Raw genomic sequence first — 15394 nt, forward strand, 5'->3', positions numbered from 1 at the left:
CGCCTGATTGAATGAACACAAGACAAATGCGTCTTCCGGCAATCCAAACATTTCTCTGGTATAAATTTGATTCGAAACAATCTGTTGGTAGTCGTTAACCTGATAACAATTCGGTAGATAGACAAGTTCTTCACTGTAATATCGGGTATCTTGTTTGGGAACAACAATCTGATCAGCAATGAGGTAATCAAAAAAATCGGCCCCTGATGTTCCGGCCATTCCCATATAGCGGACTTGAACAGGGGCAGGTCGTAAAGAGGCAATTTCAATTCGTCCACCGCGTGTATGGCCCATTAAATCGATCAAAATGTCTACTTTATCATTATAAATAGATTGAGCCGCTTCTAAGTGATGACAGCTGCGAATGTCGACAAACTTATCACTGCCCCTTTCAATTCGCTTCCTGTAGTCGCTGCAATCGTCCTCACCACTAGAATAGGCGTATATGTTAAAACGACTGCGGTCATGACGTTCGAATAGGCCGGCTATCAGATGTCCCAAGGCATGGTTGCGGAAATTAGAGGACAGGTAACCTATTGTTATTTTTTCACCACTCACTTTTCTATCGTCGAAAATAAAATTGCTTCTTGTTCCAGACATGCGTCGGTTGATGTCCTTGCTCCAGGATCTGGCCACCGCCAAATTTAAAGATGGATCATCATGGCGTGCCAAATTTATAAAAGGATTTTCGATAGGCCGACGGCCTTGTTCAATCGCCTTGATAGTATGTACATCGAGTTTTTCATTGAGTGCATTTAAATGACGCCAGTCGCATGTCCGCATAAGAGCATCGAATAAATTAAAAAGAAAGAGTTCCGACTGCGGCTTAATTTCAAGCGCCTTATGGAAGAATTTGACGGCTTCATCCGGCTTACCCATATCCGTAATGGCAGCACCTATGTTATTGAAAACTTCAGCATAATATGGATCGATCTCGATGGCTTTGCAGTAATGATCGATGGCCTCTACATACCGATCCTGGGATAGCAAAATACTTCCCATATTGTTATACGCCTTGGCAAAATTTGGATTTAGCTTGATAGCTTCCTCGTAACAATTAATTGACTCATGCGCCCGCCCGATTTCAGCCAGGACAATGCCCATATCACTTAGGGCTTCTGCAGAGTCTGGTCTGATCTCCAACGCCTTCTGATAATATCCAATCGCCTCAAGAGGTTTCCCTATTCTTTTTGCTGTGCTGCCCATATTGTGGAAAGCATCGAAACAGCACGGATTTATTTCTATCGCTTTTTGATAGGCGCTCATTGCGTCTTCATTCTGGCCGCCTTGGGATAACACGTTGCCCAAATTGTTGTATAGAATTTCACTTTCGGGTAAATTTTGAATTGCCATGCGGATCAGCGAGATGGACCTTGCATAATCTCCCTGTTTTGCCAGGAGGAGACCTAAAAGATGGAGAGCATCCGGATGCCGGGGATCTTTGTTCAAAATCGCCTGGTAGACGTCTGAAGCCTGCTGTATGTCTCCATTTTGTTGAAGCACGAGTGCTCGATTGAGTTCACTGCGGCTGTCATAAGTTGGCCGCCAGCGTTTTGTCGGCCACATTTTAGCATTGTTAGGTTTGTCTTTTCGATACGTTCTTCTTTTCTTTGTCGTCATTTCATTATCCATGAGTTGAATTCATCCCGTGATATCCATATAGCCATGCGATTTCAACAAGGTGTTTCAGCATACCCCTTTGAGTCCAAAAAGTGATTCCATTTCATTCGCAGACTTCAATCTGAGCGGGTGCTAGACCGGCACCGTAAGCTTGCCACATGATAGTATAAGCGTTTTCAAGGTTTCTTGTCGAACACGCCGCATTAAACAGGGGTTTGACCCGGTATTTTATCTGCAGATTTTTCCGAACCGAAAAGAGAAAGTCAGCATCCTGAGTTATTCGCACGGCCAAATCCTGATATGAAATCTGGTTTGGGGTGATCAATTCTGACATACCAATGGTTTTTAAAATACTGGCGAGCATGCAGGAAAAAAAGTGGTGTCCCATCACAGTTACCACCGGAACGTCGGCCCACTACTCATCACTGGTCATAGCAGCGCCATTTGCAATTCGAGTATCCGACATCGGGTTATTTCTTAAATTCCGTATCAAAGGGTGACCATTCTTGCTTTCTCACCTTCTTCAAATGCCTTCCACACAGCGTTATAGGCCTTTTCCAGGTGACCGACGGTCGCCACGGTGTTGAACAGGTGGCCGCTAACTTTTTGCATGGCTACTTTCTGCTTGAATGACGACATCAGTTGCCCCTCGCGCCTGAGTCGCACGGCCAATGCTTCGTATTCATCCAGGTTGCCGACAATCAACCCTTCGAGCCCGATTGCGTTGAGCAGGCTGGATGACATCCGGGAGGCAAAATGATTGCCCTGCATGGTGACCACCGGGATCCCCGCCCACAAGGCGTCGCTGGTGGTTGCCGCACCGCCGACCAACCGGGTATCCAATGCCAGGTCAGCCAGTCCTAGACGAGCCAGGTGATTTTCCTTGGGCAGCCGGTGGGAAAAGACAAGCCGTTCAGGATCAATGCCGTGGCCTTTGGCCTGGTTGATGAGATGCTGCTCAGCCGTTTGGCCACCCGGGGTCAGCCAGAGTACACTCGGGTCGGTTTGGCGCAGAATGCGCATCCATACCGAGAACATCGGTCGATCCAACTTATAGTGGGATGCAAACGAACAATAGACAAAGGTGTCGGCCGGCAGATTGAAATCCATCTTCGAATACCCGGCATCGGCGATGGGCTGTCGGTCGTGATTGATCTGGTAGCAATGCGGTAGATAAACCAGCTTTTCGCTGTAATAGCGGGTCTGCTCCTCGGGAACGACAACCCGGTCGGCGATTAAATAATCGAAAAAGTCCGCCCCGCTGGTGCCGGCCATCCCCAGGTACCTGACTTGCACGGGGGCCGGCCGTCTCGCGCAAATGCCCAGTCGATGCCCCTGCATGTATCCAACAAGGTCGACGAGGATGTTGATGTTGTCCGAACGGATCCGCTCGGCGGCCTGGCCATCATTCATTTCCCTCAAATCCACAAAGTGATCGCAATCCGTCGCAATCCGTTTTCGGTAGTCGCTGGCATCGTCCTTCCCGTATGAATAGGCGTAAACCTCAAACCGCTTCCGATCATGCAGCCCGAAGAGCCGGATCAGCAGGTGAGCGGTTGGATGATTGCGAAAGTTATTCGACAGGTAACCGATCTTCAAGCGGCCCGCTTTCAATCTGGCCGGAAGGCTTGCCTCATCCTCCGATCTCTCGGGTGACGCCATCACGCCAATTCGGGCAGACAGATTGCGGCTCCATGCCTGAGCCACCGCCAGGTTGGCGGCCGGATCGGCATGGCGGGTGATATTCAAAAATGGGTTTTCAGCCGGCCGCCGTCCTTCGGACAACGCCTTGCGGGTCAATTGATCCAGTTTTCGATCGATTTCTTCGAGTCCATCCCAAACACATGCCTGGCGCATCTGGTGGGCCAGGCTCGCATAGGCCGGTTCATAGCCGGGTTCTATCGTGATAGCTTTTTTACAGTTCGCCATCGCCGCTTCGTAGTCCCCACTATTCTGCGAAACGATGCTGATGTTGTGAAGTGCTTCAGGATAATCCGGGTTGATATCAATTGCCGCCTGATAGCATTTCAGCGCCTGCTCATCCTGGTTGATGCTCAACAGGACATTGCCCAAATTGTTGTGGGCTTCGGCCATCGCCGGGGAAATCGTCAGCAGGACGATATAGTTTTCGATGGCTGCCTCAATCCTGCCGACATCTTTTAACAGGTTCGCCAGATTGAAACGGGCATCGATGAAACCGGCTTTGATTTGAATCGCTTTTTGCATCGCCTGGATCGCTTCTTCCATCATGCCCATGGATCGATAGACATTGCCCAGGCTATAATGGATTTGGGCCAGTTCAGGATCGATTTGAAGTGCCGTTTGCAGGCAGGAAAGCGCTTTTTGATGGTCGCCCGTGGCATGGTAGGCCGCTGCCATGTTGTGATAACCGCCGGAATGATGCGGCTGAATGCCAACCACCTGTCGGTATGCTTCAATGGCCTCGTCAAGCCGACCAAGATGCTGACAGCTATTCCCTAAACCAAACCAGGCGTCGATGTTTCGAGGATCGATATCCACCAACTTTTTATAAGCATCCGATGCTTCGTCTACACGGTTGGAGGCTGTGAGGACCGCACAGAGGTTTTTTAAATATAATATGTTGGATGGCCGCTGACGAATGGCCTGTTCGATCCTCACCACAGCGATATTGACATTGCCCTGTTGATGGGCAACCAGTCCCGAAAGATGCAGAGCATCCGGATGATCTGGGAAATTATGCAGGATTTCCTCATATACGGCCACGGCTGCCTGAAAGCGACCGGCCTGATGGTGCCGGGTGCCTATTTTCAGTTTTGCGGTCACATTCATTTGGCGATCAACTCTATAAATTTGATTGATATTTCATTGGCTTGCATAACCATCACGAAGCCTCACCCCTTGCTTTGGAAACTGCACCGATTTGGTAACCCTCAAAGTTTTTTCTAAGTCAAAAAGGATTGCCTCCTGCGAGATAGCTCCCTACAATCATCACCATGTCCCGTCACTATTCTGACACCTTGCTGTTAAGGGATTGACAAAAAACCTTGGGTTTTTCACAATCGACAGTGTCTCCATCGTTCCATCTGACCTTATCGCAATAACCATACCAAAAAAGGCCACACCTTGGGTGTGGCCTTCTTAACACCGCCTAACAAACGAAGTAAGCGTTTAGGCTATAATATTATAGTTAGATGATCGCAGATGCGATGTTTGTGCCGGTTCTCATCTTTACCCTATACGAAGTGGCGAGTATTGTCGCCAGTTTGAGAAAGAGGGCTTAAGAGTCTAACATGCCGTGAATCCAGATTAAATAGGCTCAATGCGTCCGCCACAACTTCGGTGAATTATATGTGTGGCTTTCCGGCACTTGATTTTTGACTCTTTTCCAAGCTGTCTTAAGTTACCCTATCAACAAACCGATAAGCCTTATAACACCAAACAATCACATTCTTTCCCCGAAAAGCGACCTCAAAATGAATGCAACCGCCAAGCTCACAACAGACCGCCAGGACCTGAAGCGACAGATCCGCCAATTGGAATCCATCGCCGCCCTGTCCGGTGGCATCGCTCACGACTACAACAACCTGCTTACCGCCATCATGGGCAACATTTCCCTGGCGCTGGAACAGGTCGGGTCCGATACCAAGCTATCCAGTCTGCTGGAACAGGCGCTGGCAGCGTCGCGGGTGGCCAAAACACTCACCCGCCGGCTGATCACCTTTTCAAAAGGCGGACAACCGAACAAAAAACCAACCGACCTTGTCAGCGTGATTGAAAATACGGCCGCCTTCTCCCTCTGCGGATCCAACATCCGCTGCGAATTAGGGCACTCCAACGGCATCTGGCCCGCCCACACCGATGCGCAGCAGATCGGACAGGCCATCCACAACCTGGTGATCAATGCGGCCGAATCCATGCCTTCCGGAGGGACCGTATTCATTCGCTTTGAAAATACGACCGTCGACAGCCCCAACAGCATCCTGCCCCCCGGCAGATACATCGATATCGCCATCGAGGATCAAGGTGTGGGCATACCTCCCGAATATATCGAAAAAATATTCGACCCCTATTTTTCGACCAAGGCCAAGGGTGCCGTCAAGGGGACCGGCCTGGGACTTTCGATTTCCCATTCGATCATTTCCAATCATGGCGGTGAGATTACCGTCTGTTCGCGCCTTGGCGCCGGCACCACCTTTCACGTCCTCCTGCCCGCCTCGGAAGCACCGGCTGATCCGGCTCACCCCCTTGAGGCCCGGGAAAACGTCGAACCATCCGACACACCGGTGATGGGCCGGGGCAGAATCCTGGTGATGGACGATGAGGCGATGATCCTGGAACTGACCGGGAACATGCTCGGTCATTTGGGTTATGATGCGGACTTTGCCGAAGAGGGGCAGAACGCCGTGAGGAAATATAAGGCCGCCCTTGACGCATCAGCACCCTACGATGCAGTCATCCTGGACCTGACCATCAAAGGCGGCATGGGGGGCCAGGAAACCATTGCCATGCTCAAGGCGCTTGACCCCACGGTCAAGGCCATCGTTTCCAGCGGCTATTCCGACAACCCCGTGATTGCCAACTACAGACAATACGGTTTCTGCGAAGTTGTGGCCAAACCATACGAAGTGATTGAATTCAGCCGGAAACTCTATCGGGTGGTCAACGACACGTAACTTCAGTTGAACGTCAGGGGCCGGTTAACCACCGGCTGCGCGCGGGATGCAAACGAACAGGCGTTCCCGCGAAGGAAATGCAAGCGCCGGATACGCCCTGCCGGCTGGCCGGCCCTGCAGCCATAGTTAATCCGCTCGGACAAAACCGTCCCTTCAACCGATCCGGCCTGGATTTGCCTTGTTGCGTAACGTATCTATTATCACCAGAAAGATGCCGTTGAACCTGCAAAAGGAGGTGAAGGATGAAATCCAGGCACCGGCGTGACGTCGTCATTATCATTGGCATGGTCATGTTGACCGCTGCCTTCACCGGCTGTGCCCCGTCGACCCAGACGAACGGCAGCAAGACGACGGGTGGCAGCGCGGATCCGATGGTCGCCATCCTTACCCCGGACATCGAAAGGCTTTACCTCGCCTGGCATGAATTGGATCAGGCTTACAAGGATTTCAAATTCCTGGAAAGGGGATTTCTTTTTGATCCGGATGACCGGCAATTGGCCTACATCCAGAAGGCCGGTCTTTATATCCAGGACGCCGCTGTCAGGATCCGCCACCGGTGGGAGCAGCTTTCCGTGCTCGATTACATCCGCCCTGAGATGATGCGCGACTACCTGACCTTGAATGCCAAAGAAATGAAGTCGGCCGTCAAGGAGATTGAATACGATGAGAAATTCCTGACCATTTACGCAACCTTCATCACCCACGAGCCCGTCATCGACGAGCTGGACCGGGTGCGGGAAAGCATTAAAAAGAATAGGGGTGTGTTGATTCAGATTCTCGAGCGCCTGCTGTCGATTGCCGACACGACAACGCCGCCAACCGTTCTTTAAGCGGGCGGCCTGCCGAAAGGTGCATGGTTTACAAGAACTCGACGGCGAACCCTTCTCCGCTGGTCCACAGCACCCTGGCCCGCCGCTTGACGTTTTTTTTGCCGCTGGTGAAAGGGATGCTGATAATAATGACATCGCCTTTGTGGACCTGATTGACCGACAGGGTCAGTACAAACGCCCCGCCCATGCTGATGTCTTTCAGCGTTCCGGCAAAGGCATATCCTTTTAGGGAAAAAACGATATCACGGTTATAGCTTTTGCGTTCGTAGCGCCTTCTGAATTCTCCGGTCCCCATTTCAGCGTGTTTCCTTTCACCGTCGGTCCGCGGGTCGTCCATCTTGTTCCTGCAAACATTCTTGCAAACAGCGTTCCAATTGGGAAAGCATCGGAAAATTGCGATAATCAGGATTGAACCCTCCCGGCGACTTGCCGCGGGGAGGGTTCACCGTAAGGATGATATTCGATTTTCTGTTCGCTCGCATTCGCGCTTCAACCGGGTTCCCGGTAAAGGGCCAGTATGCCGGACCGGGCCACCTTCTTGATACCCATGGGCGCCAGCAGCCGCAGCAGGGCTTCGATTTTTTGCATCTGGCCGGTCACCTCGATAATATAGTGGGTCACTCCGGTATCCACGATACGCGCCCTGAAGCTGTCGACGATGCGCTGAATTTCAGGGCGGCACGACTCCTGCGCATTGACGCAGATCAGGGCCATTTCCCGCCTCACGGCTTCATCGCCGGTCATATCCCTGACCTTGATCACGTTGATCAGCCGCCGCACCTGTTTCATGATCTGCTCCATCTGATCCGGCGTTGCGTTGGTGGTAATCGTGATGCGGGACATATCCGGGTTGGCGGTGGGGGCGCCGCAGATGGTCTCGATGTTGTAGCCGCGACTGGCAAAAAGCCCGGACACGCGGGCCGTCACCCCCGGTTCGTTCTCCACCAGCATGGTGATCGTGTGTTTTTCAGTTTCCATGGAATTATCTCCACCGCACAGGGTTTTATGGGATTACCGGCAAAAACGGGGATGCGGTCGTTGTATCAAAATCGAATACGCAGGGCAAACAGTTAGACGGTCGGGGATCCTGGCGATTGCATGTGGGAAGGGTTTTTGAGGGATTGAGCAGACCATTGAAGGGTTATTCTTTGGCTCGACAGCACCTTCAGCTGGGAAAAATATCAAGCGCACCTTTTCGCAGCCGGTTCCACGAGTCGGTCCGATCGGCCGGGTCGGTCGATCGGTGCAGTTCGGTCAGCACGTCAGAGACATAGGCTTCTTTGCGCATGCCCACCAGGACGCTCGAAATACCCGCAGTCGAGGCGATCGCGCGGATGGCTTTCTGGCTCAACGTACCGGGTTGGGCCCACGCCTCGTCAGCCTGCCCGATCATATTGAGAATTTTCTTCTCCAGAGCCACGGCATCATCGGCATAAACGGAGGCCACGGCGCGAAAGGCACGGTCGAGGGTTTTTTCGTGGGATGGGATCCAGGCGGCCAGGTCGGGGTGGTTGTCGGCATGCGGCAGCAAAAAGTCCATCACCCCCTGCATGCGGGGCAGAAAGATGCCGTCCCTGGCCTCCCGCCAGCGTTCATAGGAGCCGAAGGTCCGCCAGTGATGCTTAAGGGTTTCGGCAAAGCACCCCTGCTGCTTGATACGGACGCGCAGTCCGCCGGGAACCGATTCCATACCGGGGAGAATATTTCGCCACAGCCGGGTTTCACTTTGGGCCAGGTCCTTGATGGAATGGATAATCTCCGAGTAGTCCATCCGGCTGCGCACCTCGATGCCGGCCAGACGAACCATGCGTCGGTCGGTAAACGCGTTCAAGGGGCGGTTGACGAGCACGCCGAGCCGCTTTTCCAGGGCCACATCCAGAACCGTTTTGCGGTCGGGCTGGTTTTTCTCCAGTGCCGCGCCCGTTTCGAACAGGTTGAAGGGAAGCTGGATCACCCGGAAGTGATGATCGCGGCCGATGGATTCGGCGATCTCCCATACCCGCTGCAGCGCAGTGAACTCGGGATCATCCGTGGGCGCGGGGAAGGTGTTGGAGCTGATTCCGTAAAACCGGACACGCCCCGATTGCACCGCTTCTTCCAGAAAATGGAAGGCCTTCCCGATCCGCCGGTAGTACTCTTTCTCTACACGCTCGCGCGCCATCCCCTGCTTGTGGGCCCACCCCAGGTAATACTCGGGGTTGTGCAGCAGGTATCCGTCCAGGGTCTCCAAACCCAGGCGATTCAGGGACCGTTCGATCTGATCGTCGAGAAATTCCGGGTGAATGCAGTGTTCCAGGCCATCCGCGTATTCGACGACATCCTCGAATGGATTGCCTGCTTTTTCGCGCTGGCGGCTCAGGACATAGTTGTTCCCCTGTATATAGCCGCCCTTGGAGACGATCACGACCTGTTCCCTATCGATCCGGCCCGCTTCGATCAGTTCCTTGAGCACCTGACCGACCAGCCGCTCCGAACCGCCGTCGGCATAGTTGGCGCTGGTATCGATGAGATTCACGCCACCGGTGAGGGCTTTTTCCAAGGCCTTCGCATGGGCGGTCACACCGGCATTGACCCGGTAGCAGCCAAACCCGGCACGGCTCACCCGAAGGCCGGTGCGGCCCAGTGGCATGAAGGCCGCGCCGGAAATGCGGTCGCCGATTTGTCGGGTGCCGTCAGGTGTGGCGTATCCACTGATCATCGGATTATTTCTTCCTGCGCCCGGAAAGGGCTTTTCGCTCGGCCTGCAGCTCGCTGAGCAGTTGTGCCAGCGGCCATGTTTCGGACGTCGGCGTCAGCGCGGCCCACAGGGGCTGCTGCATTCCTGATTTTCGGCAGACCGTCATCAATGTGTGAAGCTGGTTCTCCGTGATACCGGAAACGATGATGGCCCGGGGGAGCGCCGATCCCCTGCCCGCTCCGGCACCGTCGGGTAGGTCGAGCAGCACCGCCAGGGTCGCTTTCCCATTTTCTTCGTTGGCCCATACAACGCCAACCTCCTGCAGCCCGGCCATTTTCAAGACCGCCAAGAATTTGGGCTGAGCCTGAACGGAAAACCCGCAGAGCAGCAGTTTTGGGGTGCCATACATGCGCGTATCGGAATGGTGGACCTTTTCGAAAGTACCGTCTGTCATTTTAAAACTCCGGTCGAAGCATGGGTAGGTTCGCGGCCGAGGGGTCAGGAGACGTTGGTCTTGGGCCACTGTTTGATGATTTGCAGGGTTTCACGGACGAACGCGCAGCTGCATTTTACCGGACATGGTGAAAAGTCCGTCTCACTCAGACAATAACCCGGGCATTCGGGTTCACCGGTTTTTTTTATCTTATAAACCGGTCCGTCGTAAAGGTGTTCGAACAGCGAGACCTCGCAAGCCAGGGTAGTACCGCAGCCGTGGTTGAATAAAAAAAGCCCTAGTACCAAGTCGTCGAAGGTCGGCATGTATCCCACCAGTTCGATCGTCGGATCCTGGATGAAGGCATCCAGGTCGTCCCAGTGTTCCTGGCAATTGGTGCAGGTTTTAAATGTCGCGGCGTCATGAGCGGTCGGCAAGGCGCTTGTGGTCATTCTTCAACATCCTCTGGATCAGGTCAGCATTCGCGCGACCTTCATACACCATTTGTCAGCGGCATGCAAATGGGATCAAACGCCCCTGCACCCGGTCAACCGGGCATGCTTGCGACTGCCGGGGTACTGCCGGCAGATCGTGGGTCGGACGTCATGGATGTTGCAGACATAGCGGTTTGGCTCGGAAGAGCGGGCCAACCAGGGACAGGTTGGGGCAAAATCGTTGGTCCCGGGGGTCACCCAGATGCGGCAGGCAGTCACCTCTTTGCCTTGTCGAACCACGCCCACCCAGTCGAGGATGTCGGTTCTTCCGAGATCCTGCCAGCGCTGGTAATCGCTCACCCGGCAGCCGTCGCGGTAATCCAGCGTCCGGCAGCATCGGCCGCACTGGGTGCAGGTAAAATCATTCATGCCGGTGTCGATCCAGAGTCCGTGAAACGCCCCCGGTTCCGGTCCCGGACCGGCCGTGACACGCACGCCGAACACCAGGCGGCAGATCCGGGCAAGGTGTTGCGGGTCCGGCGGCAAGCGATTCAGGCGATCCATGATCTGTTTTTTCAAATCCGCTTCGCTGGACGGAATCAGTTTGGAATTGGCGGAAGCTTTTGCCCATACCGAGCGGCTGCGGGCATTCTTCAGAACATAGGCCCCGTCCCCGAAAACCATGGGCCATATCACGGCAAGCAGGTTAAGTTGGGAACCGTAATGCGCGAAATCGGCACGAACGGCGTCCAGGGCCTCGTCGAAGGTTAGAAAGAGTCTCTCTTTTTTCGGCATTTCACCTCCCCCCGATCAGATGGAAAGGGAACGCAGTCACACGACTAGTTTTAGCACGCCTGCCTGTTTCAGACAAACCCTTTACCCATCGGCATTGAAGATTTCCTGCGGCCAGCCGTGGGAAATACACTCGCCAAAGCGGTTCACATACGAACAATCTCGGATTTCTTGAATTCCGATATTGACTTGAAGCATGTTTTTGCAATAGGTTCCCTTGAATTATCCTGTAACCGTTTAGCCTAGCCGTACCAACTCCATATCCCGCGAAAAAAAACTTGATTTCCGGCAGCCGAGTGTCACGAGCACCGTTATATAGCCCGGCAGTGGGATCAGGAGGACTGAAAGGGAGCGAATGAATCTATTTTTTCTTTCAATAATGATCATTGCTGCAGGCGGCATCCTTCCTCTCTTGTCGTTCAGGCAGTTCACCTTGATGAAAATCCTGGGAGTTCTGGGAATCGGCGCCGGCTGCTGTCTGGGTATGCTAGACGCCTTGTCCAGGCTTAGCTACGATGGATCCGCCAGCACCTCGATTGCATATCTCAATACGCTCTCGCTCGCCTTTCAAATCGATGGCCTTTCCGCGCTTTTTCTGTTGGCCATCTTTGCCGTTTGTCTGCTGGCTGCCCTCTATAGCTTCCATTATATGAACCAACCGGAAAAGGCCCTTCGCACGGCCACCAACTATTTCTTCTTCAGTCTGTTGGCAGGTGCCATGGCCCTGGTGGTTGTCGCCGACAACATGATCACCTTCTTGCTGTCATGGGAAATCATGTCCCTGTCCTCCTTTTTCCTGGTGATCTATGATCACCAGGCACCGGAAAACAGAAAGGCCGGCTATCTCTATTTTATCTTTTCCCACGTGGGGGCCATGTTTATTTTTGCCGCCTTCGCCATTCTGTACGGGCAGACGGGCAGTTTTGGATTTGAGGCGGCCGGCCTCACCGATGCGACCAAGATCCTTATATTCAGTCTGGCCTTTGTCGGATTCGGCTCCAAGGCCGGCGTGTTTCCCTTTCATGTCTGGCTGCCTCACGCCCACCCGGCGGCCCCCTCTCACATATCTGCGGTGATGTCCGGCGTGATGATCAAAACAGGCATCTACGGTATCCTCAAAATGTATAGCATCCTGAACCTGCATACACCGGTAATTGGCGGAATCGTTTTGATTGCTGGAATGGTGACCGGTATTTTAGGCGTGGTTTACGCACTCGGCCAGAATGATATCAAACGGCTCTTAGCCTACTCGAGCGTTGAAAATGTCGGCATCATTTTGATCGGTCTGGGTGTTGGGATGATCGGTGTGGCGCTGGGCAATCCGATTATGGCGGTCCTCGGTTTTTGCGGGGGAATGCTGCATGTGTTGAACCATTCCCTATTCAAATCGTTGCTGTTCATGGGAGCCGGCGTCGTGGTCCATAAAACGGGGACGAAATCGATCAATGCCTTGGGCGGCCTGCTTAAAAATATGAAGATCACCGGCGCCACTTTTCTCATTGGTGCATTGGCCATTTCGGGCCTTCCGCCCTTCAACGGATTCGTTGGTGAATTTTTTATTTACATGGGCGGCTTCCGTGGGGTCGCAGCCGACTCTCAGGCATTTGTCATCAGCCTTTGTGCCATCGTCAGTCTGGCGGTCATCGGTGGGTTGGCCCTGGCCTGCTTTACCCGTTTGCTGGGTGTCGTTTTTCAGGGCGAGCCCCGAAGCCAGGTCGCTGTGGATGTCAACGAAAACGGAGCTTTCATGTTGATACCCATGGTCATCCTGGCAGCTGCCTGCGTCATCATCGGCATCTACCCCGGCGCCTTCATGTTCATGAGCCTGAAAGCGGTGGCCGCGCTGAAACTGGGGTATGGCCGCGTACCCATCGAACCCTTTGCCCAGATGTCCGCCAACATTACCCTGGGAGCAACCCTCTTTCTGGCTGCGTTGCTGATCATTCTGGCCCTTCGTCGGTTTCTTTACCAGGGTAAAACCATCGGACGCAGCGGCACTTGGGGCTGCGGGTTTACCCAGCCCACAACCCGCATGCAATACACCGGGACCTCCTATGCCGCATCGATTCTGGAATTCTTTAAACCGGCAGCACCGCTTGAAGAAGCCCACCCCTCGGTCAAGGGCCTGTTTCCGGAAAAGACCTATTACCAGAGTCGCGTGCACGACATTATCGAGTTGAACATGAACCGGGCCATCGTCACCCCTGTCCTGTGGCTGTTCGATAGACTGCGCTGGATTCAGCACGGAGATATCCATCTGTATATCGGATATATCCTGCTGGCCATCGTCATCCTGCTGTTTTTCGTTTAATCGATAAAATGGCTTGACGTTGCCTTACCATCAGGATCGGACGATGACTGTTGACCCCATTAAGAATGAGAAAAGCTCATGATTGAATCCGTCTTGCTCTGGGCATTGGCCGTGATGACTGCACCGCTGTTTGCCGGTATCATTTTCAAGGTGAAGGCATTTTTCGGTGGCCGTAAAGGCTCACCGGTGCTGATCAACTATTACACCCTGATCAAACTGTTTAAAAAAGGATCGGTGTACAGCAAAAGCACCACCTACATCTTCCGATTGGGCCCACTGGTCTCATTGGGATCGGCAGCCACGGTACTGCTATTTCTGCCCATTGCCGGACATGCGCCAGTCCTCACCTTTAACGGTGATGTGATTTTTATCCTTTATCTGCTGGGGATCGGCCGCTTTTTCACCATTGCCGCCGCCATGGACACCGCTTCACCGTTCGAGGGCATGGGCGCGGCCAGAGAAGCCTACTTTCCGATCATCTGCGAAGCCAGCATGTTCATGATCCTGATCCTGTTTTACCGGTTGACCGGCGATCTGAACCTGGCCGCCTACTTTTCCGGCGCCCAGCCCTTCGGTTTCTGGCAGACGGCAGGCTCGCCCATGCTTTTCGTTGTGATCGCTTTTTTCATCATCCTGCTCACGGAAAACGCCCGGGTGCCGGTGGACGACCCGGCTACCCACCTGGAACTGACCATGATCCACGAGGTCATGGTGCTGGATCACAGTGGTCCGGATTTCGGATTCATTGAAATGGGTGCGTTCCTGAAAATGTTTTTCTACGCAACGATTGTTTCTCGCATGATACTGCCCTTTGAACTGGGCCATCCGGCATTGAATCTGGGGCTATTCTCCCTGGGTCTGTTGATCGTCTATGTAACCGTGGGCGTCACGGAATCGGTCATGGCACGCTACCGCATGGACCGCGTGCCCAAGTTTGTGCTCACGTCTTTCGCCCTGGCCTTTTTTGCAACCGTTATCACCCTGGAGTTTATAAAATGATTCATCCGGTCGATACCATCCTATCCCTGGCGCTGCTGTCGATCCTCTTCTCCTTCGGGTCCAGCCGCCTGCCGGGCCTGATTAAAGTAATGGCCTTTCAGGGCGTGGTGGTGAGCATCGTACCCCTGACGATCGGTCATGAAATGTCAACCGGCGGCGTCGTCTTCACCATCGTGACGTTGACCATCCGGGGCATCATCATTCCCGGATGCATCTACCTGGCCATTAAAAAAGTAGCCATTGGACGTGAGGTGGAACCCATCGTCGGCTACCACGCCAGTATCCTGGCCGGTTTGCTGCTGATCGTCGGCGCCACCTTTGCCAGCCATCGCATTGATGTGCCCTATAGCGGTGTCAGCGCCCTGCTGCTTCCCGCGGCCATCTCCCTTCTGGGGGCCGGCATGTTTCTGCTCATGGCCCGCCGCAACGCCATCGCCATGGTCCTGGGCTACATCATGATGGAAAACGGCATCTACCTGGTGGGCACCACTTTCTCCACGCGGGCCCGTCACATCGTGGAATTCGGCATCCTGCTGGATGTGCTGGCCGGTGTCATGATCATGGCCGTCATCCTGCAGAACATCAAACAGACCTTTGACGACGTTGATACGGCCCGCTTGCGAACCTTAAAGGAATAGGTGGT

At 53.6% G+C, this 15394-nt stretch carries 13 protein-coding genes and 1 pseudogene; 5 read left to right on the forward strand and 9 right to left on the reverse strand.

What is annotated here, in order from left to right; translation table 11 throughout:
* From ACZCED_RS15005 to ACZCED_RS15015, 3 genes and pseudogenes are all read right to left on the reverse strand, one after another.
* Positions 1-1632, reverse strand: a 1632-nt coding sequence (locus ACZCED_RS15005) for a tetratricopeptide repeat protein (RefSeq protein ID WP_464861118.1), incomplete at its 3' end; no start/stop codon positions are given.
* A 91-nt stretch (positions 1633-1723) separates the two neighbouring features.
* A pseudogene (locus ACZCED_RS15010) lies at positions 1724-2023 on the reverse strand (O-linked N-acetylglucosamine transferase family protein); the annotation flags it as partial.
* A gap of 86 nt (positions 2024-2109) precedes the next feature.
* Positions 2110-4431: a tetratricopeptide repeat protein gene (locus ACZCED_RS15015; RefSeq protein WP_464861119.1), complete on the reverse strand. Its 2322-nt coding sequence runs from the start codon at positions 4429-4431 to the stop codon at positions 2110-2112.
* A gap of 644 nt (positions 4432-5075) precedes the next feature.
* Here ACZCED_RS15015 and ACZCED_RS15020 point away from each other — a divergent pair.
* Positions 5076-6275, forward strand: coding sequence for a hybrid sensor histidine kinase/response regulator (locus tag ACZCED_RS15020; RefSeq protein WP_464861120.1), 1200 nt, complete (start codon positions 5076-5078; stop codon positions 6273-6275).
* Positions 6276-6517: 242 nt separating this feature from the next.
* Positions 6518-7105 (forward strand): hypothetical protein, encoded by a 588-nt coding sequence (locus ACZCED_RS15025; protein WP_464861121.1) that lies wholly within the window; start codon positions 6518-6520, stop codon positions 7103-7105.
* Positions 7106-7133: 28 nt separating this feature from the next.
* Here ACZCED_RS15025 and ACZCED_RS15030 read toward each other — a convergent pair whose 3' ends face one another.
* From ACZCED_RS15030 to ACZCED_RS15055, 6 genes are all read right to left on the reverse strand, one after another.
* Positions 7134-7442, reverse strand: coding sequence for a PilZ domain-containing protein (locus ACZCED_RS15030; protein ID WP_462969822.1), 309 nt, complete (start codon positions 7440-7442; stop codon positions 7134-7136).
* A 152-nt stretch (positions 7443-7594) separates the two neighbouring features.
* Positions 7595-8083, reverse strand: a complete 489-nt coding sequence (gene ilvN, locus ACZCED_RS15035; RefSeq protein WP_462969823.1) for an acetolactate synthase small subunit — start codon at positions 8081-8083, stop codon at positions 7595-7597.
* A gap of 187 nt (positions 8084-8270) precedes the next feature.
* Entirely contained in the window at positions 8271-9803 is a 1533-nt protein-coding gene (locus ACZCED_RS15040) for an aldo/keto reductase (protein ID WP_464861123.1), read from the reverse strand.
* 4 nt (positions 9804-9807) lie between these two features.
* The gene (locus tag ACZCED_RS15045; protein ID WP_462969825.1) at positions 9808-10236 is read right to left on the reverse strand and encodes a DUF3783 domain-containing protein; all 429 of its coding nucleotides are present in this window, start codon (positions 10234-10236) and stop codon (positions 9808-9810) included.
* A gap of 44 nt (positions 10237-10280) precedes the next feature.
* On the reverse strand, positions 10281-10667 hold the full coding sequence (locus ACZCED_RS15050) for a hypothetical protein (protein ID WP_462969826.1): 387 nt from the start codon (positions 10665-10667) through the stop codon (positions 10281-10283).
* A 75-nt stretch (positions 10668-10742) separates the two neighbouring features.
* Positions 10743-11444 (reverse strand): YkgJ family cysteine cluster protein, encoded by a 702-nt coding sequence (locus ACZCED_RS15055; RefSeq protein ID WP_464861124.1) that lies wholly within the window; start codon positions 11442-11444, stop codon positions 10743-10745.
* A gap of 433 nt (positions 11445-11877) precedes the next feature.
* On the opposite strand from ACZCED_RS15055, the gene ACZCED_RS15060 reads away from it, so the two are divergent.
* The 3 genes from ACZCED_RS15060 (at position 11878) to ACZCED_RS15070 (ending at position 15389) form a co-directional block, all read left to right on the forward strand.
* Positions 11878-13752, forward strand: coding sequence for a proton-conducting transporter transmembrane domain-containing protein (locus tag ACZCED_RS15060; protein WP_464861125.1), 1875 nt, complete (start codon positions 11878-11880; stop codon positions 13750-13752).
* A 78-nt stretch (positions 13753-13830) separates the two neighbouring features.
* Positions 13831-14751 carry a respiratory chain complex I subunit 1 family protein gene (locus ACZCED_RS15065; RefSeq protein WP_464861126.1) on the forward strand — a complete coding sequence of 307 codons (921 nt, stop codon included), beginning with the start codon at positions 13831-13833 and terminating at the stop codon, positions 14749-14751.
* Entirely contained in the window at positions 14748-15389 is a 642-nt protein-coding gene (locus tag ACZCED_RS15070; RefSeq protein WP_464861127.1) for an NADH-quinone oxidoreductase subunit K, read from the forward strand. The genes ACZCED_RS15065 and ACZCED_RS15070 overlap by 4 nt, the downstream gene beginning before the upstream one ends.
* The last annotated feature ends 5 nt before the right edge of the window (positions 15390-15394 follow it).

It is taken from the genome of Desulfosarcina sp., assembly GCF_055467485.1.